Annotated in this window: 22 protein-coding genes; 13 read left to right on the forward strand and 9 right to left on the reverse strand. The window is 63.5% G+C overall.

Going from position 1 to position 25,891, the window contains the following annotated elements; genetic code table 11:
• Window positions 1–85: 85 nt before the first annotated feature.
• Complete coding sequence (locus AB843_RS05170) at window positions 86–1,090, reverse strand: LacI family DNA-binding transcriptional regulator (protein ID WP_048645714.1); 1,005 nt, start codon at window positions 1,088–1,090, stop codon at window positions 86–88.
• Window positions 1,091–1,347: 257 nt separating this feature from the next.
• On the opposite strand from AB843_RS05170, the gene AB843_RS05175 reads away from it, so the two are divergent.
• The 11 genes from AB843_RS05175 (at window position 1,348) to uxuA (ending at window position 13,466) form a co-directional block, all read left to right on the forward strand.
• Window positions 1,348–2,046, forward strand: coding sequence for a 6-phosphogluconolactonase (locus AB843_RS05175; protein WP_048645839.1), 699 nt, complete (start codon window positions 1,348–1,350; stop codon window positions 2,044–2,046).
• The gene (locus tag AB843_RS05180) at window positions 2,039–2,809 is read left to right on the forward strand and encodes a sugar isomerase domain-containing protein (RefSeq protein ID WP_048645715.1); all 771 of its coding nucleotides are present in this window, start codon (window positions 2,039–2,041) and stop codon (window positions 2,807–2,809) included. Before AB843_RS05175 ends, AB843_RS05180 begins: the two co-directional genes overlap by 8 nt.
• Window positions 2,806–3,957 carry an N-acetylglucosamine-6-phosphate deacetylase gene (locus tag AB843_RS05185; protein WP_048645716.1) on the forward strand — a complete coding sequence of 384 codons (1,152 nt, stop codon included), beginning with the start codon at window positions 2,806–2,808 and terminating at the stop codon, window positions 3,955–3,957. The genes AB843_RS05180 and AB843_RS05185 overlap by 4 nt, the downstream gene beginning before the upstream one ends.
• Window positions 3,954–5,216, forward strand: coding sequence for a neutral/alkaline non-lysosomal ceramidase N-terminal domain-containing protein (locus tag AB843_RS05190; RefSeq protein WP_048645717.1), 1,263 nt, complete (start codon window positions 3,954–3,956; stop codon window positions 5,214–5,216). The genes AB843_RS05185 and AB843_RS05190 overlap by 4 nt, the downstream gene beginning before the upstream one ends.
• A 143-nt stretch (window positions 5,217–5,359) precedes the next feature.
• On the forward strand, window positions 5,360–6,682 hold the full coding sequence (locus AB843_RS05195) for an ABC transporter substrate-binding protein (protein ID WP_048645718.1): 1,323 nt from the start codon (window positions 5,360–5,362) through the stop codon (window positions 6,680–6,682).
• A gap of 93 nt (window positions 6,683–6,775) precedes the next feature.
• Window positions 6,776–7,663, forward strand: a complete 888-nt coding sequence (locus tag AB843_RS05200) for a carbohydrate ABC transporter permease (protein ID WP_048645719.1) — start codon at window positions 6,776–6,778, stop codon at window positions 7,661–7,663.
• Between the two features lie 47 nt (window positions 7,664–7,710).
• A complete protein-coding gene (locus tag AB843_RS05205) occupies window positions 7,711–8,541 on the forward strand; it encodes a carbohydrate ABC transporter permease (protein ID WP_048645840.1) in 831 nt (276 codons plus the stop codon).
• Entirely contained in the window at window positions 8,538–9,779 is a 1,242-nt protein-coding gene (locus AB843_RS05210; RefSeq protein ID WP_048645720.1) for an AGE family epimerase/isomerase, read from the forward strand. The genes AB843_RS05205 and AB843_RS05210 overlap by 4 nt, the downstream gene beginning before the upstream one ends.
• Window positions 9,780–9,781: 2 nt before the next feature.
• Entirely contained in the window at window positions 9,782–10,843 is a 1,062-nt protein-coding gene (locus tag AB843_RS05215) for an ABC transporter ATP-binding protein (RefSeq protein WP_048645721.1), read from the forward strand.
• 5 nt (window positions 10,844–10,848) lie between these two features.
• On the forward strand, window positions 10,849–12,309 hold the full coding sequence (locus AB843_RS05220; protein WP_048645722.1) for a mannitol dehydrogenase family protein: 1,461 nt from the start codon (window positions 10,849–10,851) through the stop codon (window positions 12,307–12,309).
• Window positions 12,306–13,466 carry a mannonate dehydratase gene (gene uxuA, locus AB843_RS05225; protein WP_048645723.1) on the forward strand — a complete coding sequence of 387 codons (1,161 nt, stop codon included), beginning with the start codon at window positions 12,306–12,308 and terminating at the stop codon, window positions 13,464–13,466. Before AB843_RS05220 ends, uxuA begins: the two co-directional genes overlap by 4 nt.
• Window positions 13,467–13,547: 81 nt before the next feature.
• Here uxuA and AB843_RS05230 read toward each other — a convergent pair whose 3' ends face one another.
• Entirely contained in the window at window positions 13,548–14,504 is a 957-nt protein-coding gene (locus AB843_RS05230; RefSeq protein WP_048645724.1) for an AraC-like ligand-binding domain-containing protein, read from the reverse strand.
• Between the two features lie 218 nt (window positions 14,505–14,722).
• Between AB843_RS05230 and capB the strand changes: the two genes are divergently transcribed.
• On the forward strand, window positions 14,723–16,501 hold the full coding sequence (gene capB, locus AB843_RS05235; RefSeq protein ID WP_048645725.1) for a caprolactamase subunit beta: 1,779 nt from the start codon (window positions 14,723–14,725) through the stop codon (window positions 16,499–16,501).
• A gap of 28 nt (window positions 16,502–16,529) precedes the next feature.
• Window positions 16,530–18,608: a caprolactamase subunit alpha gene (gene capA, locus AB843_RS05240; RefSeq protein WP_048645726.1), complete on the forward strand. Its 2,079-nt coding sequence runs from the start codon at window positions 16,530–16,532 to the stop codon at window positions 18,606–18,608.
• A gap of 18 nt (window positions 18,609–18,626) precedes the next feature.
• Here capA and AB843_RS05245 read toward each other — a convergent pair whose 3' ends face one another.
• The 7 genes from AB843_RS05245 to AB843_RS05275 all read right to left on the reverse strand — a co-directional run bounded on the left by AB843_RS05245 (window position 18,627) and on the right by AB843_RS05275 (window position 25,874).
• Complete coding sequence (locus tag AB843_RS05245) at window positions 18,627–19,622, reverse strand: asparaginase (RefSeq protein ID WP_048645727.1); 996 nt, start codon at window positions 19,620–19,622, stop codon at window positions 18,627–18,629.
• Between the two features lies 1 nt (window position 19,623).
• Window positions 19,624–20,835 carry an ABC transporter substrate-binding protein gene (locus tag AB843_RS05250; RefSeq protein WP_048645728.1) on the reverse strand — a complete coding sequence of 404 codons (1,212 nt, stop codon included), beginning with the start codon at window positions 20,833–20,835 and terminating at the stop codon, window positions 19,624–19,626.
• 51 nt (window positions 20,836–20,886) lie between these two features.
• Complete coding sequence (locus tag AB843_RS05255; protein ID WP_048645729.1) at window positions 20,887–21,969, reverse strand: CobW family GTP-binding protein; 1,083 nt, start codon at window positions 21,967–21,969, stop codon at window positions 20,887–20,889.
• Complete coding sequence (locus AB843_RS05260) at window positions 21,959–22,291, reverse strand: hypothetical protein (RefSeq protein ID WP_048645730.1); 333 nt, start codon at window positions 22,289–22,291, stop codon at window positions 21,959–21,961. The genes AB843_RS05255 and AB843_RS05260 overlap by 11 nt, the downstream gene beginning before the upstream one ends.
• 266 nt (window positions 22,292–22,557) lie before the next feature.
• Window positions 22,558–23,439 (reverse strand): polysaccharide deacetylase family protein, encoded by an 882-nt coding sequence (locus AB843_RS05265; RefSeq protein WP_048645731.1) that lies wholly within the window; start codon window positions 23,437–23,439, stop codon window positions 22,558–22,560.
• 51 nt (window positions 23,440–23,490) lie between these two features.
• Window positions 23,491–24,579 (reverse strand): ABC transporter ATP-binding protein, encoded by a 1,089-nt coding sequence (locus tag AB843_RS05270; RefSeq protein ID WP_048645732.1) that lies wholly within the window; start codon window positions 24,577–24,579, stop codon window positions 23,491–23,493.
• Between the two features lie 80 nt (window positions 24,580–24,659).
• On the reverse strand, window positions 24,660–25,874 hold the full coding sequence (locus AB843_RS05275) for an ABC transporter substrate-binding protein (RefSeq protein ID WP_425286795.1): 1,215 nt from the start codon (window positions 25,872–25,874) through the stop codon (window positions 24,660–24,662).
• Window positions 25,875–25,891 lie beyond the last annotated feature (17 nt).

A 25,891-nucleotide genomic window follows, 5' to 3' on the forward strand; every position in this document is an offset into this window, starting at 1 on the left:
ATTGCGCCGTGGGGCGGGTGGGCTGGATCCCCACCCATTCCTCGATCGTCGAGCAGGCGCTGCTACGCGTCAGAAACAGCACTGTTTAGCGAGACCGTGGCGCTTTGTCGGTCGTCGAGCGAATGATCAGATGTGTTTCCAGCACGTAGGAAGCATCGCGCACCGCCTGCGACTGCAGCACCTCCATGAGCAGGGAAATCGCCAGTTTACCGGCTTCGATCGAGCGGCTGGACACGGTCGTCAGGCTCGGCACGGTCAGCGGTCCGAGCGCATCGTCACAGCCGACCACGGAGAATTCGCGCGGAACACTGACACCCCGCGCCGAAAGGCCGACCAATATGCCCTGCGCCGTCACGTCATCGAAGGCGATGGCGGCCGTCGCGCCCTTGGCGAGAATCGCATCGACCGCCTGCAAACCCGCATCGAAGCTCGGCACGCTGGCTGAAACGAAACTCAACTCCAGCCCAAGTTTCTGCGACGCCTTGCGCACTGCGGCACGACGCTGCTTGTTCGACCAGGATGTGGAGGGACCACTGACATAGACGATGTTGCGGTGGCCCAGATCCGCCAGATGCTTCGTGGCTTCGGCGATGCCGGTGCCGCTGTCGATCAACACCTTTGGAATGCCCTTCACGTCCCGGTTTATCAGGACGAGCGGGCGCAGCAACGCGTGCGCGGCGATGCGCTCGTCGGAAAGGCGGGGCGACGCCAGAACGATGCCCTCGACCTGCCCTGAGAAACGGCCGAGCAACTGGTCCTCCTTCTCCGGGTCCTCATCGGAATTGCCGAGAAACACGCAAAAGTCCGACCGGTCTGCCTCCACCTGCGCAGCGCGGATCATTGGCGGGAAGAAGGGGTTGGCGACATCGGGAACGATGAGCGCCACATTGCCGTAGCGCCCTGTGCTGAGCGCGCGCGCCGTATGGTTCGGCACGTAACCGAGCTTTTCAGCGGCTGCCTTGATGCGCTCGACCGTCTCCCGGCTCAGCATGGCGGGTCGCGTATAGGCGCGTGAAACGCTGGAGCGCGCCACCCCGGCTTCCTTCGCCACCTGACTGATCGTCACGGCGCCTCTACGTTCCGCTGCCACGCCTGCCCTCAAACCTGGAGATTGTCATCGGCACAAGATGCACCGCCGCGAGGCGGCAGGCAACCAGTTGACGTGCAACCGGTTGCACAGCATAGTGCGCTCATTGTTGTTCTACTCTGCCGCAAGGCCCTGCGCTCGGCAGGTGCAATCTTCGGAGACCTGATTTGTCGCAAAGCCACGCCGCGCTCCAGCCAATCCCGCTCGTTGATCGAAGCGTCGAAAAGCTCACCGTCTTGACGTTTGCCGACCGCGATGAAATGGGCGCCGCGGCGGCAACCGACATCGCCCGGGCGCTGCGCGAACGGCTTGCCGCCCGAGAGAGCGTGCGCGTCATCTTCGCATCCGCCCCGAGCCAGGCACCGATGATCGAGCGGCTCCGCGCCATGCCCGATATCGACTGGTCCCGCGTGACAGCCTTTCACATGGACGAGTTCATCGGCCTGGCACCGGATGCCCCACAGCGCTTTGCGCACTGGCTCGACCGGCACATCTTCAATGCCCTCCCGCTTGCCGCCGTGCACCGCATCGACCCCGGCAACGCCCCGGAAGCCGAGGCGCGCCGCTACACCGCGCTGCTCAACGAAGCGCCGATCGATTTCGTGTGCCTCGGCATCGGCGTTAACGGGCACATCGCCTTCAACGATCCGCCCATCGCGGATTTCGACGACCCGCTGGACGTGAAGCGCGTGGAGCTCGACGCGGTCTGCCGTCAGCAGCAATATGACGATGGCGGTTTCGAGAGCCTGGATGCCGTGCCGCGCACCGCGCTGACGCTGACCGTTCCCAGACTGTTGCGCGCCGACCGTCTGTTCTGCATCGTGCCCGGCGCGCACAAGCGGGATGCCGTGCGCGGCGCGCTGTACGGTGCGCAAACGACCGCATGCCCGGCGAGCATTTTGCGCGAGCATGAAAACTGCACACTCTATCTGGACAGGGAGGCCGACCCCGATGCCTGAGATCGACGCCGACGCGATTTGCGCAGACTATCTGGCAACGAGCCATGCCTTGATGCAGCGGATCCTTGTCGAGGAACGCGACCCGCTGGACAGCGCCGCCGAACGGCTCGCCGCGCAGATCGAAGCCGACCGGCTGGTGCATATTTTCGGCCCCGGTGGCCATTCCAACCTTGCCAGTCAGGAAGTCTTTTTCCGCGCCGGAGGCCTGATGCACATGAGCGCCATTCTGGACGAGGGCACATTGCTCTCGAACGGTGCGCTGCGCTCCATGGCCATCGAGCGCACACCGGGATATGGCCGCGTCGTCATCACCGATGCGCGGCTTGGCGAAGGCGACGTTCTGATCCTCGCGAATGCCTATGGCATCAACGCAGCCCTGATCGACGCGGCGCTGGAAGCGCGCGCCCGTGGTGTCTTCCTGATCGGCGTGAGCTCGCGAGAACACGCAGAGAGCACGAGCGCGGATCATCCCGCGCGCCACCCGGGAAAGAAGAACCTGCACGATGTGGTCGACATCGCCGTCGACACGAAAGTGCCCATCGGCGATGCCGTGGTGAGCCTGCCGGGAATGAGCGAGAACATCTCGGCCATCTCCACCTTCGCCAACGCGTTTTCCCTGAACTGCCTTGTGATCCGGACCGTGGCCAAACTGCTGGAGCGCGGTGTCGAACCGCCGGTCTGGCGCAGCGGCAACGCACCGGGTGGCGACGAGGCCAACGCCCGCTTCATCGCCCGCTTCCGCGATCGGGTGCGCGCGCTGTGAGCGCGGAAACCACCATCGCCGGGCGCGATCCCGCCGCCGGGAGCGGCATCGCCGTCACGATCCGCGACGGGCGGATCGCCGCCATCGTCGAGACGGCAGTCGATGACGGCGAATACCTCGCCCCCGGCCTGGTCGACCTGCAGGTCAACGGCTATGCCGGGATCGACCTGAACGATGGCAATCTGACGCCGAGAAGCGTCATGGAGCTGAGCCGCGTGATGGCCGCGCTTGGCGTCACCACCTATCTGCCGACCCTGGTGACAGGCGCGCAGGAGCGGCTGCTCGACGCGCTTGCGGCCATCGCCACGGCGCGCCGCCAAGACACGCTTTGCGCACGCATGATCCCCGGCGTGCACATGGAAGGCCCGAGCATCGCGCCGGAGGACGGGCCGCGCGGCGCCCATCCGGCCGAGCATGTCAGGGCGCCCTCGCTCGACGAGTTCGCAGACTGGCAGAAGGCAAGCGGCGACCTCGTCCGCCTCGTGACCCTGGCGCCGGAATATGAAAACGCACCGGCTTATATCCGCGCGCTCACCGGCAAAGGCATTCATGTGGCCATCGGCCATTCCGCCGCCACGCCGGATGAGGTGCACGCCGCCGCAGAGGCTGGCGCACGCCTTTCAACGCATCTGGGCAATGGCGCCGCCGCGCTCATGCCGCGCCACCCGAACCTGATCTGGGCGCAGCTTGCCGACGACCGGCTGACCGCCACCTTCATCGCCGACGGGCACCACCTGCCGGCCGACACGTTCAAGACCATGCTGCGCGCCAAGGGTCTCGATCATGCCGTGCTCGTCTCCGACAGCGTCACGCTGGCAGGCATGGAACCCGGCATCTACCGGCAGGCGATCGGCGGCGAGGTCGAGGTGCGCGCGGATGGCCGCGTGGGCATTGCTGGAACCCCCTATCTGGCCGGGGCCGGCCTGCCACTGATCGCCAACGTTCCCATCGCCATGCGCATGGCGAACCTGTCGCTGGCGCAGGCGTTGCGGCTCGCCACAGCGAACCCGGGCGCGTTTGTCGACGGCCGTGGCGTGATGAAGCTCGGCGCACCGGCCGACCTGATCCGCTTCACCATCGATGAGAAAAGCGGGGAGTTCGATCTGAAGAGCGTGTTCGCGCAAGGCGAAGAGGTGTTTCACGCATGATCCGCGCCGGGGTCGCCATTGTCGATATCACGCCGCCTGCGGGACTGCCGCTTTCCGGCTTCGCCGCCCGCACGCTGCCGGCGACCGGAGCCAACGACCCGCTGACGGTACGTGCCCTGGCCGTCAACGATACGGCGATGGTGGTTGCCGACGTTATCGGCCTGCATGGGAAGATGAGCGCCCGTATCCGCGGCCGCTGCGCCCTGCCCGATGCCCATGTCATCATCAGCGCGCTCCACAATCACGGCGGACCGGTTTCCATGGCCGGACGTCTCACCATCGACACGGACAAGGCCTATCTGCAACGGCTGGAAGATGCCTGTGTCGAGGCGATCGACCGTGCCTTCGCCGCGCAAAGGCCGGCAACCCTCTCGGTCGGCCCGGGAAACGACCCCGATATCGCGCGCAATCGCCGCCATGGGGACGGCCCCGTCGACCGGGCCCTGCCGCTCCTGCGCGTGCGCGACGCAAACGGTGACATGATCGCCGTGATGACGGGCTATGCCTGCCATCCGGTCGTGTTGGGCGCCGACAACCGGCTTTGGACCGCGGACTATCCGCATTATGTGCGCGCCGCGCTCGAAACCGCCTATCCCGGTGCTGCCGCGCTGTTCGTGACGGGATGCGTGGGAGACGCCAACACCGGCCACAGCGCGCATGCCTCGATCAGTCTTGCCGCCAACCCCGACCGCAGTTTCGCCGCCGCCAAACGGATCGGCGAGGCGATTGCAGAGGCAGCGCTGCAAGCCCCCGAACACCCGCTCGGCGCGCATGTGGCGGTTTATGAGGCGGAGGTCGCGCTTCCGTTCGAGCCTCGCGAAACCGAAACCCCCGCGCAACTGGCCGCGCGCTGGCAATCCGAACGCACCGAAGCCGCGCCTGCCCAGGCCGCCCTGCTCGACGCGTGGATCCATTGGGCGCAAACCATCGCGCTGGAACCGGCAGTCCCATTGAGAGGCCGGGTTTGCGTACTCGACTGGGGCGGCATGCCGATTATCGGCCTGCCGGGAGAAATTTTTGCCGCAACCGCGCTCGATCTGCGCGCGGCGCACGGACCTGGACCGGCCTTCATCGCCGGGTTTGCCGAAGACAATCCAGGCTACATCCCACCGCGCCAGGAATATGCCTTTGGTGGATACGAGGTCGATGAGGCCCATCGCTATTACGGCCAGCCGGCAAGCTTTGCACCCGGTTGCGCCGAGGCGCTGGCCGACACGGCAGTCGTCCTTCTCAAGAAAACGCAGTCTGACAGGAGGTAGAGGGAACGACGGCCGCAAGCGCCCGACGCGTGGCCGGTCATGTCAACGCAACAGGACGGCGGCTTGACGCGCAACCGGTTGCATGGCAATTTTTCATCGGGAACGAATTTGCAGTCTGCTCATGTCGAAAGGGAGAACAAGAGATGAGAGCGTACAGGTCCAAGAACCAGAAATCCGGAAACTCCAGCCTCACCGCGCGCATGGCCGCCCTGTCGCTGACAGCGGCGTTCACCGCTGTTTCCGGCACCGCATTCGCCCAGACCATCAATGTCTGGAGCGGCTATCCCGAGATGGCCCCGTTCTACGAGCATGTGGCCGAATCCCTGAAAGAGAAGTATCCCGACCTCAAGGTCAACGTCGAAGCGATCGCGCTGCGTGAGCACGAGAAGCGCATCGCGCTTGGCCTGACATCGGGCTCCGCCGGCGTCACGGTGATCGAGCTCGCGGGCTCCACGGCCAGCCGCTACATCGAGAACGACCTGCTGCCGGCAGCGCCGGAAGCCGTGGCCAACTTCGTCACCGACAAGGACAATTTCGGTGAATTCTTCGTCGACGCCGCCAGCAAGAACGGCACGGTCTACGGCGTCCCGCTGTTTCGCGGCCAGGGCGCACTCTTCTACAATGTCGACATGTTCGAGGCGGCAGGGCTGAAAGAACCCCCGCAGACCATGGAAGCCTACACGGACTATGCCGAAAAGCTTACCCAGCGCGATGCGAACGGCAAAGCCACGGTTTCGGGTTGGAGCCTGCGCCTTTCCGGCGGTGGCCAGGGCATTGCGGAGAAGTTCTGGATCAACCTGTTCCAGTATGACGGCTCCGTCATCGAGGAAGTAAGCGACGGCAAGTGGAAAGCCAACTACGCCAATGAGGCGGGCCGCAAGGCGCTGAAGCAGTATCTGCAGAACGTGCATGTGCTGAAGACCGTGACGCCGGAAATGCCCGCCGATGCGGAAGCGTTCGAGCGCGGCCAGACGGCCATGTTCATTCGTGAATCCTGGGTCATCGCGGACATTGCCGCCAAGGCGCCCGACCTCAACTATGCAACCGCGCCGCTTCCGGCGGGCTCCATCGCCCTGCCGGCCAACCTTTACGTGAACACCGTCGAGGGTGAAGATGCGGAGGCTGCATGGGCCTATGTCCAGGCTGCCAACGAACCGGACAACCTCGTCTGGCTTCTCGACAATGTCGGCTGGCTGCCCAACCGTTCGGGCGTCGACTACGGCGTGGTCACGGAAAAGGTTCCCGCCTACGCAGCGTTTGTCGACTACCCGGCTGACTACAAGTTCTTCACCCTGCCGGCCATCGGCCCGATCGAAGAGGTTCTGACGCGGCTTGCCGCCCAGCTCAGCAGTGCCTATGGCAACCCCTCGCTGGCGGAAGACGATGCCGCTATCGACGCGATGCTTGCCAGCGCCGCCGAGGAAACGAACAACATCCTGAAGCGCGAAGGCCTTCTCGCCGAGTAGGCGCTCCATCGATACTCTCTAACCTCGGAAGCGGCGTCCGCGCCGCTTCCGGCCAGTGATTTGAGCCGGTGACTTCAGGCGGACGGGAAACAGATGCTGCAACAAAAGAGATGGCGCTTTGCCATTCTGGCAATCCTGCCGACCCTGGCGATCTTTGCCTGGGTGCGCATGTACCCGATCGCCGAGACATTGCGGCTCAGCCTGCATCAATGGGACATCCTGTCGAAGAACAAGCCGTTCATCGGCCTGGCGAATTTCCGCGAGCTTTTCCAGGATCAGCTCTTCCTGAGCGCACTGATCAACACGTCGATCATCGCGTTCGGCGTGGTCATCCTGACCGTTCCCACGGCGATGGTCATCGCCGCCCTTATCCATCACCGGACGCAGTCACGCTTTTCCGGCTTCTACGAGACCGCCGTCTTCATTCCGCACGTCGTCTCGCTGGTGCCGGCGGCGATGGCGTGGAAATGGATCTTCGACGCCAGGCTCGGGCCGCTCAACGCCCTCCTCGAATTCTTCGGAATCCCGGCGCAAGCCTGGCTTTTCGATCCCGTTCTTTCGGTGATCTGCATCATCATCCTGTGTTCCTGGCAGGCACTTGGCTACGCGGTGCTGATCTATCTCGTCGGCTTCAAGAACCTTCCGGTTTCGCTGTTCGAGGCAGCCAAGCTCGATGGCGCTTCCGGTGTCCAGCGCTTCCGGTATGTCTCGATGCCCATGCTCAAGCCGATCACGCTCTACGTGTCGGTCGTCACGCTCATCTCGGGGTTCAATGTCTATGCCCAGGCCTTCGTGCTCGCCTCGGATTCTCAGGGCGCGCCCGGCAGGCAGGTTCGCGTGCTGGTGCTCGACATGCTTGAAAACAGCTTCCGCAACTACCGCGTCGGCTACGCAGCCTCCGAGGCCGTCATACTCCTGGCCATCGTTCTGGTGCTGACGCTCATCCAGTTCGGCCTGCTCAGGGAAAAGGGACGGTCATGACGGATATAGCAGTCAAGGCAACGGACCGGACGAGCAGCGGCGGGCGCATGAAAGCGCGCGGCAAGCTCATCGATTTCGCCATCGATATCTTCCTGTTCGGCTTCTCCATCATGATGATCCTGCCGCTGGCGTTCCTCATCTCGAACGCCTTCAAGACGCCGCAGGAAATGCTGGCATGGCCGCCGCGCCTCATTCCGTCCGACCCGACGCTGGAGAACTTCCGTTCCGTGCTGGCGGACACGCCGCTGCTGCGCTGGATCTTCAACAGCATCGCCTTCGCCAGCCTGTCCATGGTGGCGATCGTCATGACCTCGGCCATCGCCGGCTATGTGCTGGCGAAGTTTCCGTTCCGCTCGCTCAACATCATCTTCATGCTGATCCTCGCCACGGCCATCGTGCCGTTCGAGGTCTACATGATCCCGCTCTATTTCCAGGCGCAGATGCTGGGGGTTCTGAATTCCCTCTGGGGCCTGCTGTTGGGCTATCTGGTGATGAGTTTCGGCATCTTTCTGATCCGCCAGAACGTCATGCATTCCATCCCCGATGAACTGCTCGAAGCAGCACGCATCGACGGCGCCGGAGAGTTCTGGATATTCTGGAAGATCGTGCTGCCGCTGCTGCGTGGCGCGCTTGGCGCGCTGGCCGTGCTGGCCTTCTTCCAGGCCTGGACCTCCTTCGCATGGCCGATGATCGTGGCGACGACGCGCGAGAGCTACACGATCGAGGTCGGCCTTGCCCTGTTCCAGACCGGCTTCACGGTCGATCTCGGCCGGTTGAGCGCCGCCTCCGCCGCCGTGCTCGTGCCCTCCATCACGCTGTTCGTCATCCTGCGCCGCAACTTCGTGCAGGGCGTCGCCAGCACGGGGATGAAGGAATGACCGCGGTGGATGCCTTCTTCCCCGAGGCGGCCGCCCGCTACGCGGCCGCCAATGCCGGCACGCTGAACTGGATGCTGGACCGGCCCGCACTGGGAAGCGGTTTCCTCAACACCAAGGTGAACAGCCTGACGCTGGCCGACTACGGCGACGCCGACGGCCTGCGCGGTCCGGACTACATCTATGGCTGGATCCAGGGGCGCGGGCTCGAGGCGCTCGTGACCCACGCCGCCTTCTTCGGGACCCGCGACACTGCCCTCGCCCGACGGCTTGATCAGGCCGGGCGGAGGCTCTTCGGGCTGCTCAAGGATCTGCGTTCGCGCGATGGTCACGTCTATTTCCGCTATGACAGCGGCCTCGAACCCGTGCGCGCGGCCGAAGATGGCACGGTGAGCCGCCAGCCGCCGGCAGGCGACGTCTTCACCTATTCCGACGCCTTCGCCGCCAAGGGACTTGTCGCCGCAGCCGCGCGCTACACACCCGAGGAACTGCCTGAACATCTTCGGTATCTCGCCGATGTGATTGCTGCCATCGAAGACAATCGTTTCCAGATGAATGAGGAGAAACCGCTTGGCGCAGAAGCGCTTGCCGCGCAGCCGGACGATTTTGGCCCGCGCATGATCCTGCTCGGGGCGGCCGGCATGCTGGCGCGTTGCGGCCTTGGCGAACATGCCGGCGATGCCCAGGGCTTCATCGATCATGTCGTCGCGCGCCATCTGGACCCGGAAACCGGGTTGCTGCGCAACGAACCCGGCGGAGATGCCTGCAATGTCGGGCACGGCATCGAGTTTGCCGGTTTCGCGCTCGACCACGCCCCGGTTCAAGGCAACCCGGCGCTGGTCTCTCTGCTCGAACGCATCCTGATCGCCTCTTTCCGGGCGAGCTTTGCCGAATGCGGGCTTCACCTCACCGTGTCGGTTTCCAACGGCGAGAAGCTCAGCCCGTACCGGCCCTGGTGGTCGCTGCCGGAAACGATCCGGACCGCCGCCCTCGCCCACCGGCTGACGGGCAATGCGGATGCACTCGCCATCTGGAAAGAAGCGGACGCCGCCTTCTTCGAACACTACTGGCGCGGCGCGCCGCCCATCGCCTACCAGACACGCACCGCCGATGGCCCCACGGACTACGTGCCGGCCACGCCCGATCTCGACCCCGGATACCACACCGGTCTCAGCCTCCTTGCCGCAATCCATGCCGCGGAGGCCATCTCAACGTCATTTTCCGCTCACGCATCGAGGTAACCATGGCATCGGTCGACATCCAGGATGTTCGCAAATTCTACGGACAGCTCGAAACCATCAAGGGCGTGACGGTCGATGTGCCGGACGGCGCATTCGTGGTTCTGGTCGGTCCCTCGGGCTGCGGCAAGTCAACGCTTCTGCGCATGATCGCCGGGCTGGAAGACATTTCCGGCGGCACGATCAGCATCGGCGGACGGGTCATCAACGACGTGGAGCCCAAGCATCGCGATATCGCGATGGTGTTCCAGAACTATGCGCTCTATCCGCACATGACCATTGCGGAGAACATGGGCTTTTCGCTTCGGCTCGCCAAGCGCTCCAAGGAGGAGATCGACCAGCGCGTGCGTGAGGCGGCGGGCATCCTCGGCCTCGCCGACTATCTCGACCGCTATCCGCGCCAGCTCTCCGGCGGCCAGCGCCAGCGCGTGGCCATGGGCCGCGCCATCGTGCGCGACCCGCAGGTCTTCCTGTTCGACGAACCGCTCTCCAACCTCGACGCCAAGCTTCGGGTCCAGATGCGCGCCGAACTCAAGGACATTCACGCCCGGCTCAAGACCACCACCGTCTATGTGACGCATGACCAGATCGAGGCCATGACCATGGCCGACCGCATCGTCGTCATGCGCGACGGCATCGTGGAACAGGTCGGGCCGCCGCTGGACCTTTACGACCGTCCGAACAACACCTTCGTGGCGAGCTTCATCGGCTCGCCCTCGATGAACCTTCTGGAAGGCGTCATCACGGAGGCGAGGGAGAGCGTGCGCGTCGAGGGTGGTGCGGAATTGCCCTTTGAGGGCGCACCGCCCGCGACGGGCAAGGTGGTTTACGGCATCCGGCCCGAACACCTCCGTCTTGCCGGCGACGGCGAAGGCTTCGAGGCGATTGCCACGAATGTGGAACCGACGGGTTCGGAAACCCTGGTTCAGGTGCGCCTGGGCGGGCAGATCGTTTCGGCCCAGTTGCGCGAGCGCGTGAACATCCGCGCGGGCGACACCGTGCGCTTGAGCGCGCAACCGGACAAGGCGCATCTTTTCGACGCGGGGACGAGCCAGAGGCTCGGCTAGCCGCGATGCCGTCCCGTCTCAGCCTCACCCAGTTCGCAAACCTGCCGGTAGGCGTTGACCGCCCGGCCTATGATCCACACACGGTCACGCCAGGCATCGTGCATGTCGGCGTCGGCGCGTTTCATCGCGCCCATCAGGCCGCCTATGTGGATGCCTGCCTCGCCGATGGAGACCTCGGCTGGGGCATCCTCGGCGTCTCCCTTCGCAGCCCGGCCATGCGCGACGCACTTGCGCCGCAGGATTGGCTCTACACGCTGGCGACAGGGCACGCCTCCGGCGAAAAGCTGGCCGTGATCGGTTCCCTGACGCAGATTCTGGTCGCGCCTGAGGATCCGGAAGCGGTCATCGCCGCCATGGCCCGGCCCGAAACGCGCCTCGTCACACTCACGGTGACGGAGAAAGCCTATCCCCGAAAACCGGATGGCAGCCTCGACACTGGCGACCCGACCGTCGCCGCGGACCTCGCCAACCCGTCGCGCCCGGTCGGCATTCTCGGTTTTCTCGTCGAGGCTCTTGCGTGGCGCCATGCCGCCGGCGTGCCGCCGTTCACCGTTCTTTCGTGCGACAACCTGCCGGCCAACGGCGCGACGCTGCGCAGACTCGCGATCGCCTTCGCGGCCCTGCGCGACCCGGCGCTGGCCCGACATGTCGAGCGGGATGTCGCGTTTCCCTCCAGCATGGTGGACCGCATCGTTCCGGCAACGACGGACGCCGACCGGCTACGCATCGCGCAGGCTCTCGGCGTGGAAGACGCCTGGCCCGTCGTCACCGAACCCTTCATGCAATGGGTCGTGGAAGACAATTTTCCGCTGGGCCGGCCGGCCTGGGAACGCCACGGCGTTGAGATGGTCGCCGACGTCGCTCCCTTCGAGGAGATGAAGCTCCGGCTCCTGAACGGCGCGCATTCCGCACTCGCCTATGCGGGACAGCTCCTCGGTCGCGAGACGGTTGCCGATGCCATCGCCGATCCCCTGATCCAATGCTTCGTCCAGGGATTGTGGCGTGAATCCGCCGAGACCCTGTCGGGCGGGGCCGGGCTTGCGCCGGATGCATACACCGCGCGGCTTGCCGAGCGCTTCGCCAATCCGGCGCTGCGCCATCGCACCGCGCAGATCGCCAATGACGGCTCGCAGAAACTGCCGCAGCGTTTCATCAGCCCGCTGCTCGAACGGCTCGAAGCGGGCAGGAGCGCGCCGCATCTCGCCGCCGGCATCGCACTGTGGATTGCAGCGCTTTCCCGCCGGAGCGATCCGCCCGCATTCACCGATCCGCTCGATGAACGGTTGAAAGCGGCATTCGCGGAAACCGGCGAACCCACAGAAACAGTCGCTGCGATCCTGAAGGCGGCCGGTTTCAACGACGCCGACAGCTACCTCCCGGCCGTTGCGGCAGCCTATCGGCGCATGAAGGAAGACGGCATCGCCGAGGCGCTTGCGCATTGCTCTCAAGGAGACACGACACGATGAAGCAGACCTGGCGCTGGTTCGGTCCCGATGACCCGGTGACGCTCGCGCATGTGCGGCAGGCAGGCGCCACGGGCGTCGTCACCGCCCTGCATCATCTCAATGATGGACGGGCCTGGCCGCAGGACGAGATCGACAAGCGCAAGCGCAAAATCGAGGATGCCGGCCTCGACTGGTCCGTCGTCGAAAGCATCATCGTGCATGAGCACGTCAAGACGCGCAGCGGCGACTTCCGCGCCCTGATCGACAATTACAAGACCTCGATCCGCAATGTCGCCCGCGCCGGCGTGCGCACCGTCTGCTACAACTTCATGGCCATCACCGACTGGACGCGCACGGATCTCGATTACCCGATGCCGCATGGCGGCACTGCGCTGCGCTTCGACGCGGTGGAATTCTGCGTCTACGACGTTTTCGTTCTCAAGCGTGCGGGTGCGGAGGCGGATCATCCGGCCGAGCGCATGGCCGCTGCGCGCGAACGTCTCAAGACGATGAGCGAAAGCGATCTGGCGCGTCTCGAGCGCAATCTCATCGAATGGGTTCCGGCGCGCGAGTTCGTCTACGACCGCCAAAGCTTCGGGCGCATGCTCGACACCTATCGCGATGTCTCAGCCGATGGCCTGCGCGAGAACCTCGCAGAATTTCTGCAAGCGATCCTGCCGGTCGCGGAGGAGGAAGGCGTGGCGATGGCAATCCATCCCGACGACCCCCCCTTTCCGCTCTTCGGCCTGCCGCGCATCGTCTCGACACAGGACGACCTGCAGGCACTGCTTGCCGGCACGCCCTCGCCGGCCAACGGAGTGACTTTCTGCACGGGCTCGCTGGGTGCAAACGCGGCCAACGATCTGCCCGCTATGGCCGAGGCGCTGGGACCCAATATTCACTTCGTCCATTTGCGCAATGTCACCCGCGAAGCCGACGGGTCCTTCCACGAAGCCGAGCACCTGGACGGCGATACCGACATGATTGTAGTGGTGGCCGCATTGTTGCGCGAAGAGCGACGGCGCGGCACCCAGATACCCATGCGCCCGGACCACGGGCACGCCATTCTTGACGATCTCGGCAAGCGCGTGAATCCGGGCTACTCCGCCATCGGCAGGCTCAAAGGGTTGGCCGAGCTGCGCGGCGTCATGCGAACCCTCGAGAAAGTCGGGTACTGACTGACCGGCGTTTCCAATCGCCGGAACGGCATCTCATGAGTGTCGTGAAACGTGCCCCAGCCCAGCGAGTTTCAGTTTCGGTTATTGTGCCGAAGCCATCCGCCGTCGGTACTCACCGGGTGCGCACCCCACCTGCTGTTTGAAGAGGCGCGAGAAATGCGCCACGTCGCCAAAACCGCGACGGAAGCAGATCTCGGCAATCGACAATTTCGTTCCGGAAGCGCGCAGATCCGCTTTCACTGCCTCGATGCGCAGGTCGCGTACCCACTGCCCCAATGTGCGTTCGGTGTCGCGGAACAGTTCATGCAGATAGCGCACGGAAATGCCGCAGCACCGCGCGATCAGGTCGGGGTCGAGCTCGCGCCGGTGTAGATTGGCGCGGACGAAATGCTCGACGCGGCTCAAATGTCCGGCGCGAACCGAGGAGCCACCCGAAGTCAGGGTGCGCTCATCGGCATGGATCGACAGCGCGAGCAGGTCGACGAGCTGCAGGCCGACCGCCTCGCGCGCCTCCTCTCCCATCGCTTCGAAGCGCTGCGGGATATGGTGGAGCATATCCACGAAGAGGCCGGAAATCCCGCCTCGCGCCATGAACTGCATGCCGCAGAAACGGTCCGGCGCACGAATGCGGCCGCTAAGCGCCGACGCCTCGACCTTCATGACCCAGAGGTCCGCGCGCGCGCTGTAACTGAATTCATAGGGCTCGTGACTGCGCTCTATGATGTAGCCGCCCGGCTTGCAATAAACCTCCCGCCCGGACTGGGCGAAATAGACTTCCGAGCGCACAGGAATGGTGATCAGCAGGTGCTCCTGCTCGTTGCAGGCAAGATGACGCTGAAGACGATGGTAGGAGAGCGCCTCGGAGCGCAGGCGCGAGAGCGACACGCCGCCAAGCAACCACTCCTCGAGCCGGCCGCCGAATTGCTCCGGCTCTCTGAAACGAAGATCGAGCGGGAAATAAGCCTGCGCAATCGCCTGGTGCCAGTGCACGCTGCGATTTGCAGGATCAACACCGCCTGTCGAAATCAGTGTCTTCATCCCAGCAATCTCCCATGAAGAGAGTATGACAGACCGGGCTCGAGCACAAATGCATGCGCGCGATTGTGCGCTCACCGACAATAAAACCCGCACTCACACGCAAAGACATCCGCCGCCCGACATTCCTACTGTGGATGCCGGAGCAAAAACAAACAGGACTATGTGGAGGAGGTTCGTGCGCGCACGGCGGATTCCGCTCGTCCGTGAAAGGCACGAGGATGGAAAAGATCGTCACAAAGCCGAACGCCAGCGACAAGTCCGAGGTCGACCCGATCACGCTCTCCGTGGTGCGCGGCATTCTCGAAACAACACAGCGCGAGATGACGCTGTCGCTTGAAAAGACCGCCCGGTCGAGTGTTTTCAACCTGGCACACGACTATTCGACGGCGCTTTTCAACGCGACACCGGAGATGATCCTGCAGGGGCAGGACATCCCGATCCACCTGGGATCGCTCATTCCCGCCATGAAGGTGGTGGCCAACTATTTTGCCGACGACATCCATGAAGGCGACCTGTTCCTGCACAACGATCCTGCCTATGGCGGCAGCCACGCCATCGATGTCTGCATGTACAAGCCGGTTTTCTACAAGGGCAAGCTGGTCTTCTGGACCGTCTGCAAGGGGCACCTGACCGACATCGGCGGCCCGGTGCCGGCAGGCTACAATCCGGAGGCCAAGGAAATCTATGCCGAGTGCCTGCGCATCCCGCCCATCAGGATCTGGGACAAGGGCAAGCCGCGCAACGACCTGCTCAACATGCTCCTGACCAACATGCGGGCGCGGCGCGACCAGGAAGGCGATTTCAACGCGCTGATCGGCGCCTGCCAGGTGGGCGAACGCAACCTGACCCGCATGCTCGACAAATATGGCGAGGAACAGGTTGACGCCTGCATCGCGGAACTGCTCGCCATGGCCGAGCGCCAGATGCGCACGCTGATCAGGTCCGTGCCTGACGGCAGCTATGAGGGAACCGCTGTGCTCGAGGATGCGGGCCACGGTTTCGGCGATTTCGACATCACGGCGAGGGTCACAATCAAAGACGACAACTGCCACATCGAGATATCGAGCCCGCCGCAAATCCCCTACTTCATCAATTCCTACGAGGGAAATTCCTATTCGGGCGTGTATCTCGGCCTGATGATGTTCGCGCAGCTCCCACCGCCCTACAATGAAGGGCTTTATCGCTGCGTAAGCGTGAACATGGGGCCGAAGGGCACGTTGTGCAATGCCAAGGAACCGGCGCCGCACATGAACTGCACCACGACGCCGATGGAGACGCTGACGGACGCCGTGCGGCTTGCTTTCGAGCAGGCAGTGCCATCCAAGGTCGCCGCCTCCTGGGGGCACGCCAACGGCCTGAACGTGGCCGGCTGGGACAAGCGCCACGACGAGGAATACGTGACCATGGTGCTGGCCACCATCATCTCCGGCGCGGGCGCGACGCCGCAGCAGGACGGATGGCACGCCTGCGGACCGGAATGCTGCTTTGGCGCGCTGACCTCCGGCGATGTGGAGCTTCTCGAACACTCCTATCCGATCATCATCCACCGCTACTCGCTGATGACCGACAGCGGCGGCGCGGGCATGTATCGCGGCGGTTCCGGAACCGCCTGGGAGGTCGAGCCGCTCGACAGCGAAATGACCTTCATCATGTTCGGCGAAGGACGGCGCATCCCCGCGCTCGGAGCGGCCGGTGCGGCTTCCAAGATGATCGACACGAAGGTCGGCCGGCTGGAGCTGAAGCGTGACGGCCAGATCGAAACGATCCGCGACAACACGATCGGCGTCATCAAACCCGGCGAGACGGTGACCAACATGAACCCCGGCGGCGGCGGCTATGGCGACCCGATGAAGCGACCCGTGGAGAAGGTGCTGGCGGACATCTCGCTCGGTCTGGTCTCCATCGAGGGCGCGCGGCGCGACTATGGCGTGGTCATCGAGAATGCAGAAACCCTGAAGGTCGATCTGGACGCAACGCACAAGCTGCGTGCCGCCTGATCCCACCCGATTCAAGGACACGAAACCCATGGACAGCAAATATCGTCTCGGCATCGATGCCGGCGGCACCTTCACCGACTTCGTTCTTGCCGAACAGACCGGCGGCAGCCGCCTCTACAAGACCCTCTCCACTCCGGCCGATCCCACGCAGGCGATCCGCAACGGGCTGGCGCTGATCGCAGAAGATCTGGGCGTCGCGCTGGAGGAGATCATCCCCAACTGCGACCTGTGCATCAACGGCACGACGGTTGGTCTCAACGCGCTCATCCAGCACAAGGGCGCGCGCACCGGCCTGATCTGCACCGCAGGCCACGAAGATTCCATCGAGATCCGCAACGGCCACAAGGAGGATGGCTATCGCTACGACGCGGAATATCCGCCGGCGGTCATGCTGGTGCCGCGCAATCTGCGCAAGGGCGTGCGCGAGCGGGTGCTTTCAAACGGCGCGATCCGTACCCCGATGCAGGAGGACGATGTGCGGGAAGCCTGCCGCGCCTTCATCGAGAAGGGCGTCGAATCCGTCGCCATCTCCTTCGTCTGGTCTGTGCTGAGGCCGGAGCACGAACGGCGCGCGGCGGAAATCGTGCGTGAAATGATGCCGGATACACAGGTAACGGTCGGCTCGGAACTCTATCCGCAGGTGCGCGAGTACACCCGCACCTCGACCGCGATCACAAACGCCTATCTGGGGCCGATCCTGAAGAGCTATGTGACGGCGGTCGACGCCTATTTCCGCTCGCTTGGCGCGAAATCGCCGGTGCGCTACTTCCAGTCCAATGGTGGCCTGGCGGTGGGCGAGATCATGGCCGATCGCTCGGTCTACGCCATCAATTCGGGTCCTGCCTCCGCGCCCCGCGCGGGCCTGCATGTGACGGAACCTTTCGACGGCAAGAACGTGATCACCGTCGATATGGGCGGCACCTCCTTCGACATCACGCTCACCTATGACGGTGTGACCAATCTCAGCAAGAACATCGACTTCCTGCGCTATCGCATCGGCGTGCCGATGATCCAGGTGGAAACGCTCGGCGCCGGTGGCGGTTCGATCGGCTGGATCGACGAAATGGGCCTGCTGCAAATGGGGCCGCAGAGCGCCGGGTCCGATCCGGGTCCGGCCTGCTACAGCCGGGGAGGCGTCGAGCCCACCACAACGGATGTGAACCTCGCGCTTGGTTATCTGAGTCCCGAAGGGCTGGTCGGCGGGAGGTTGCCGCTCGACAAGACGAAGGCGGAGCAAGCGATCCGCACGAAGATCGCCACGCCGTTGAATCTGAGCCTCGAAAAGGCTGCCTACGGCATGTTCACCATCGTCAACGCCAACATGGTCAACGGCATCCGCCGCGTTTCCATCGAGCGCGGCTATGATCCCCGCGACTTCGTGCTGGTGTGTGCGGGCGGCGCGACGGGCGCACACATCACCGCCATCGCGCGCGAGATGGGCATCACGCGCATCATCGTTCCCAAGCTTGCCTCGGGCCTGTGCGCCTTCGGCCAGATCATCTCGGACGTGAAATACAATCACATGGCCACCTGCCCGGTGCGGCTCGACAGCGACGAGGCCTATGAACGGGTGAACGCGCTGTTCAGGCAGATCGAGGATGAAGGACGTCCGCGCCTCAGAAGCGACGGGTTCACCGATGACCGCATCCACATCCAGCGTAGTCTCGAGATGCGCTATGTGGGACAGGTGCATGAATGCACGGTCGACGTGGAAACCTTCGACATCAATGCCGACACGGTCGAGCGGTTGAAGGACGCCTTCCACCGTCGCCACGAGCAGCTCTACACCTATAGCGAGCCCAACAACACGGTCGAGGTGGTGAACATTGAGAGCACGCTTTACGGCGTGGTGAGCAAGCCTGGCACCATCCCGCTTGCGGCCGGCGGCGACACCGACGCCGCCCTCAAGGGAACGCGGATGGCAATCTTCTCCCGCGAGGGAGAACGCATCCGCACACCGGTCTATGACGGTACGAGGCTCGGGGCCGGCGACCGCATCGAGGGACCTGCGATCATCGAGGAAGTAACGACGACGGTGGTGGTGGAGCCTGGCTGGACCGCCGATCTACATGAAAGCGGCTCCTACGTGATCACAGCTTCGAAGTGAGCGGCAAGCCGCAGGCAATCAGATAGCCGATATGCCCGCGGCACGCTCGAAATCGCGCCGGAACTGGTCCATCCCTTCTGCCCGCCCCAGAAGAACGGACGCCAGGATACGGGCCTTGAGGCCGCTCAGGTCTCCGGAGAACATGACGCCCGCATCCGCGAGATCCTTGCCGCCGCTGCCGCCGCCATAGATGGGACGAGTCCGACCCTCATGACAGCGCGAGGCGACGATGACGGGAACGCCCCGTTCGACGATCGGCGCGATCGCATCGGCAAAACCGTTGGGTGCATTGCCCCGGCCGAATGCCTCAATAACCACGGCGCGCGCACCGCGTGCGACGGCAAATTCCAGAAAGGCGGGAGAACTGCCCATCGCGAGCTTCATCAGCTCGACTTCGGGCACCACCTCTTGCGCATCGACGTGAAAGCGCTGAGCGGGTTTACGGTAGACGAAGACATTCTTGCCATCCACCTCGCCGAGCTTGCCGTAGCCGTTCGAGCGGAACGTGTCGACGCGGGACGTGTGCGCCTTGGTCACCTCGCGCCCGGCATGGATATCCTGCTCGAAGACAATGACTGCGCCAAGCCCGCGCGCCTGCGGGGACGCCGCAACCCGCACGGCTTCTGCGATGTTGCGCGGACCATCCGTGTCCGGATCGCCGGCATGGCGCTGCGCGCCGGTGAAGACCACCGGCTTGTTGCTCGTGACGAGGAGGTCGGCCATATAGCAACTCTCCTCCATCGTATCCGTGCCATGCGTGACGACCACACCGTCGCACTCGGCGTCGGCGAGAACAGTATCGATGTGCTGCGCCAGCGAGAACGCCAATGGCAGATCGAAGGCGAAGCTGCCCACCGAACAGAAATCGTCCACCTCGATATCGATGCCTTCAAGCGGATCGTGCAGGCGCGCCTTGAGCTCGGCGCCGCTCACATTGGCGACCACCCGGTCAGAGCCTTCCTTGCGGCTGGAGGCGATGGTGCCACCGGTGGTGATCAGTCTGATTTTGCTCATATCAGGATGCGTTCCGCATAAGGCCGTTCTTATCGGCCGGTTCCCTCACCAGTTCCGCCCAGCGGCGGACCAGATAGTTGTGCTCGTCCATGGTGGTGTTCCAGAGAGCGATGTGCGAGGCGCGGTTCCAGTAGGAGCCGCCGGAGCGCAGTGCGCCGGGCTGGATGGCCGGGCTTCCCTCGGGATCGTTCAGCGCCGCCCGCGCTTCTTTCCCATCATACCAGTAATCCCATTCCTCGGCCCGCAGATGCTCGCGAACCCGCTCCGGAACGGACATGTAATAGCCCTGTCGCGCAACGACGGAACCAGGCCAGCCGGAGATGAACCAGTTGAGATAGGCATAGCCCTGATCCAGCCGGTTGCCTTCGAGATGGCGGGCAAGACAAAGCCCGCCATGCCAGGCGCGATAGCCTTCCACCGGCACAGCCTGACGGGTGCGCAGGTGACGGCTCTTCAACTGCACCGCGCTTGGCGACCACATGCTGGCGATCCACACATCACCGCGCTCCATCATTCTCGTGGCTTCCTGCGTGGTGCGCCAAAAGGAGGTGAAATGGCCGCCGGCCTTCAACTCCAGAGCCAGATCGATCAGTTCGTCGATCTCCTCGATGCTCATATTGCCGAGATCCTTGAAGCTCATCTTCTTGGCGGCGCGCGCCGCAAGGGCGATGTCGAAAATGCCGATGGCCGGTTCGTCAACGATGGAAACATGCCCGCGCCAGCGGGGATGCAAAAGCTCGGCCCATGAGCGCACTTCCGTATCCACATCGATGCCGGTGACTGTCTGGTTAATGCCGAAGGAATCGAAATTGTGCACCGTCGGCAGCATCGAAATATGCGGCGTGGGCGCGGAGGATAGCGAATTGTCCTGCTGAACATAAAGTCGCGTGACCGGCGCATCACCGAAGCCCACAGGCGCCGAGGCATTGATGCAGCCCTTCTTGGTGAGATCGCTCACCTCGTTCCACAGATCGATGCGTTCCAGGTCGATCCTTTGAACGGCGCGCCAGTGCCACACGATATCGAGGTTGTGAAAGCACTGGTCGTAAATGTCGTAGCGCTCCGGCTCGGTGGCCGCGATGCGCTGCGCCGTGACGAAATCATGCTGCTCGAAAACAAGCGCGAAGCCGAGATCCTTTTCGGCGCGTTCCTGAAGTTGGCGATAGGGCGTGACCTCCGTGCACAGCACGCGCAACGGCGCTGACTTGCGCATATGAACCGCCGGCGCTGCAGGCTTACCTTTGATCCTGCTCACACCCGCACCTCATCCTGCCTGCCGCAATGGCGTCTGGCGCGGCCCCAGCACTTTTTCGGATAGGCCGTTGAAGACATGAAACGAACTTTCGATGCGCGCGGGATCGAGCCCGTCGACAATGAACACGATGCGCGACTGGCGGCGTTCATCCGGCCAGGCCGACATGTGAACCGGCGGATGAACGAGACGCTGAACGCCATGAATCGCCACCGGCCGATCCTCGCCCTCGATATCAAGGATACCCTTGACGCGGAAGACCCGGTCTCCGTGGCGGTTGAGCAGCATGGCGAGCCACATGCCGAACGCCGTCCAGTCGATCCGCTCCTCGATCACCATGGAGAAGGAGCGAACCGACGAATGGGCGTGGTGGTGCCCCTCCCCGTTCTCCTCATGAAGGTGGTGGGTCTGGGTGTCGAACCGGCCTGCGACCGAGAGCGCTTCGCGCAGCCATTCCTCGCTGCGCTCTACCGAGGCATCGACCAGGAAATCGTCGATGCGCGCCTCCTGCGCGATGACCCGGCGCGCGGCGGGATTGAGCCGGCTAAGCGCAGCGTGCAGCGCATCGGTGTCGATGGCCTCCTCCATGTCGGTCTTGGTGATGACGACAACGTCGGCAGCGCCCACCTGCCGCACGGCTTCCAGCCGCTCGGCAAGCTGATTGGCGCCATTCACCGCATCGACCGTGACCACCACATTGGCAATCGAGAAGTGGCTGCGCAGGACCGGGTGCGACTGGATGGTGGAAAGCACCGGAAAGGGATCGGCCAGCCCCGTCGTCTCGATGACAACGCGTTCGAACCAGGGAATTTCTCCACGATTGCGCTGGGAATCGAGCTTTTGCAGCGCATCCGCCACCTCGCCGCGCACCGTGCAGCACAGGCAGCCGGATTTCAGAAGAACGACATTGTCGTCGATCCGGTCAAGCAGGTGATGATCGAGCCCCACTTCGCCGAACTCGTTGATCAGCACGGCGGCATTGGCCATTGCTGGATCTGAGAGAAGCCGCTGCAGAAGGGTCGTCTTTCCGGACCCAAGAAAGCCGGTGAGCAGGTTCACCGGCGTGAGATTGGCCGCGCGCGGCTCAGTCGCCATGACGCTGCCTCAAACGATCGAGGAAATCCGGATCGAGGGGATCGAAATCACGCCCCGTCATGGCTTCCGCCTCGGGCCATAGGTGCGCCAGGCTTTCAAAGACCCGGCTGTTGCCGGTAGGATTGGAAAGCACATAGGATGTTCCCTGCCATTCGGCGAGTTTGAGACGATGCGGTTCAAGCAGCGCATTGGCAAGCTTCATGCGGTTGGCTGCCTCCCGCCGGCGGCTCAGCCGATCCGTGTTGCGCGTATAGACGCCGGGCCGCGCGACGGCGCTGGTCCAGTGGTCGTCGCATCCGAGAATGCCGCAAAGCGAACACATGCCGTCTCTCCCTAGACCGGTTCAGCGTTTCATGGAAACGCTGAACCGGTCTATCTCTTTGTTTTTCCGCATTTATGCGGACGTCAGGTGATTCCACCTGACTGCAAAATGCTCTATGGTGCGATCCTAACAGATGGCACCCATCTGTTAGGATGCACCACCAGATCAATAGCTTGTGGGCTGACTTATCGAAACAGATGGGGACCATCTGTTTCGGTCAGGCCACTAGGATATGTGCGGGGCGGCCTGCACCGCCCCGCTGGCAATCACTTCTTGCGTGGACTGCGCTTTGCGAAGTCGTTGGCCATCTCGTCCATGGTGACGAAACGAACGCCCTCATGCCCCTTCATGTGCTCGAAGAGACGCTCGAGCATCAAGAGCACCTGCGGGCGGCCGGAGACGTCCGGGTGGATCGTCATCGGGAAAACCGCATAGTCCATTTCGCGATAGACCCAGTCGAACTGGTCACGCCACATTTGCTCGATGTCCCGCGGATTGACGAAGCCATGGCTGTTCGGCGACTTCTTGATGAACATCATGGGCGGCAGGTCATCGAGATACCAGTTGGCCGGGATCTCGATCAGATCCGTTTCCTCGCCCCGCTCAAGCGGTTTCATCCAGTCGGATGGCCTGGCCGAATAGTCGATCTTCGTCCACTTGTCGCCGACACGCACATAATAGGGCGTGAAGTCATTGTGCATCAGAGAATGATCGTACTTGATGCCCTTCTTCAGAAGCAGCTCGTTGGTGACGTTGGAGAACTCCCACCAGGGCGCCACGTAGCCTGTAGGCCTGCGGCCCGAAAGCCGGGTAATCAGGTCGATCGAGGTGTCGAGCACTTCCTCTTCCTGTTCCGGCGTCATGGCGATGGGATTTTCATGGCTGTAGCCGTGAATGCCGATCTCATGTCCCGCATCCGCCACCGCTTTCATCTGGTCGGGAAAGGTCTCGATAGAATGGCCGGGAATGAACCAGGTCGTGCGAATGTCGAGCCGGTCAAACAACTTCAGCAGACGGGGCGAGCCGACCTCGCCGGAGAACATGCCACGAGAGATATCGTCGGGGGAATCCTCGCCGCCATACGAGCCGAGCCAGCCCGCGACGGCGTCGACGTCAATGCCGAAGCCGACCAGAATTTCTTTTGCCATATTCACAAACTCCCTTGTTGAGATCCGTTCAGAGCCTTGCGGCCCGGTTGGTCACCCCTGCCCGACCAGCGTCACGCGGTCGGAAGGACAGTCGACGACAACCGCATCGCCGATGGCGAGTTGCATGAGCACCTCATTATCGGTGCTGGTCTGGACGTCGACGCTCTGCCTTCCGTCGAGATCCACCTTGAAGTGCCCGACGCTTCCGACGGCGTGCTTCATCGATACCGTGCCGTGCAATCGGTTTTCGCCGATGCCGGCAGCAGCGCTCGCTGGCTGGATGCGCATGGCCTCCGCCGGGATCGCGGCCAGCACCACTGCGTCGGAAGCCATGGAGGCGGCATAGCGCCCGCGAATACGGCCGAATGCCGTGTCGACCGACGCCATCTCGCCTTCGACCGTCGGATTCACTCCCTCGATGATGGCGTTGGAGCCGATGAAGCGGGCCACGAACTCGGTCGCCGGCGCGGCGTAGACTTCGTGCGGCGTGCCGATCTGTTCAACACGTCCACGGTTCATGACCACGATGCGGTCCGACAGGCCGAGCGCCTCGGACTGGGCGTGTGTGACGAAAACGAAGGTGATGCCGAGTTCGCGCTGCAAGAGCTTCAGCTCGTTCTGGATAACGCGCCGCAAATTGGCGTCGAGTGCGCCGAGCGGTTCGTCGAGCAGGAGAATGTCGGGTTCAACCACGAGACCCCGGGCAAGCGCGATGCGCTGACGCTGGCCGCCCGAAAGCCTGTCGGCCTTGCGATCGGCGAATTCGCTCAAGCCGAACATGTCCATGATGCGGTCGACCTTGGCCTTCTTGTCGGCCGCGGAAAGCCCTTTCACGTCGAGCCCAAAACCGATGTTCTGGCGCACCGTCATATGCGGGAAGAGCGCGTAGTTCTGGAAAATCATCGAGGTCGGACGCTTTTCGGGCGGCGTTGTCGAGACGTTCTTGCCCTTGATGAGAATGTCGCCGTTCGAGATGGCCTCGAAGCCGGCGATCATGCGCAGCGTCGTGGACTTGCCGCAGCCCGAGGGCCCGAGGAAGGCGACGAACTCGCCCGGCTCCACGACCAGGTCGAAATCGGATACGGCGACCGTCCCGTCCGGGTAGGTCTTGCCGACGCCTGTGAGTTGAAGATCGTACATGGCTCGTCCGATGTCCCTGCCGGTGTGTTCGAGAGCCGCACCGGGATCGCGTGAGCGGCCCCGATGCGGCGTTGATTGCGTCAAGCGTTGAGGAACTCGTCCCAGCGCTGGATGAGGTGGTCGTACTCATCCGGCCACTGATGCCAGTAGGCGACGTTGGCCGAGCGCTCCTCGAGCGAGCCGCCATCGCGCAGATCACCTTCGTTGATGCCGCGCTCGGGCGCGCCGACCCAGGGCTTGCCCTCGTACCAGAAGGCGTATTTGTCCGGGTCCATCACATCCTTGATGTTGGTGCTGGGCGAATAGTAGCCCTGCTCCGTGACGGCGATCGCCGGCGGGCCGGAGAGCCAGAAATTGGCGTAGGCGATGACCGCCTCGCGGTTGGGCGTGCCCGCAATCATCGAGGGACCGATGGTCCAGCCACGCGTGCCTTCCTTCGGCGTTGCGTATTTCGCCGGGCGACCCTGCGCCTTGACGGCCATGACCGCCGGCTGCCAGGCGTCGGAGACCACCATTTCGCCTGATGCCATAAGATTGACGAGCTCGCCGAAATCGCCCCACAGGGCGCGGAACTGGCCATCCTTCTTCTTGGAGATCAGGAAGGATGTGGCCTCGTCGATCTCCTCGACCGTCGGGTTGCCTGGATTCTTCGCATCGAGGTGGCCGAGCGTGTTCATGGCGATGATCGCCTGGCCGATGGCGATCAGCGGATCGACATTCAAGCCGGAGCGGCCACGCCACTTCTCGTCGAAGAGCGCGGTCCAGCTGTTGGCTTCCTCATCGCTCACCACATCGGGATTGTAGCCGATGGAGTCGTAGTTGTAGACCGCCGGCACCATGTAGAGCTTGGTCTGCGCGTCATCGGCCCAGATCTGGCCGACAATCTGCGCGCTGCGCTCCCACTTGTCGCTCTCCTTGGTGAAGGTCTCGCGGATCGAGCTCCAGTTGGGAATGTCTGCAGTGGCAATCGGGTCGACATTGTTGGTGGCGATAACCGCCGGCAAGCGTTCGGCGATCACTTCCCAGCAGTCATAATCGCCGGCACCGGAGAGGATGCGCGTCTGGCTGTCGGGATAAGTGGAAGCCGTACCGGACACGGAGGCGATACCGCTTTGCGTCTTGAACATGTCAAGGATGCGATCCTGCACGGTGACCGATAGACCAATTGTGCGCAATTGCTGGTCCGCGATCGACTGTGCGAAAGCGGCCTGCGAGCGCAGGAGCGGAGACAATCCGCCCATCGCCAGCGCGGCGGCGCCTGCGCCTCCCTTCAGCATGGTGCGTCTGTTCAGCATCGGGTGTCTTTTCATCT

Origin of the sequence: Nitratireductor soli (genome assembly GCF_001050155.1) — a bacterium.
GTDB lineage: Bacteria > Pseudomonadota > Alphaproteobacteria > Rhizobiales > Rhizobiaceae > Nitratireductor > Nitratireductor soli.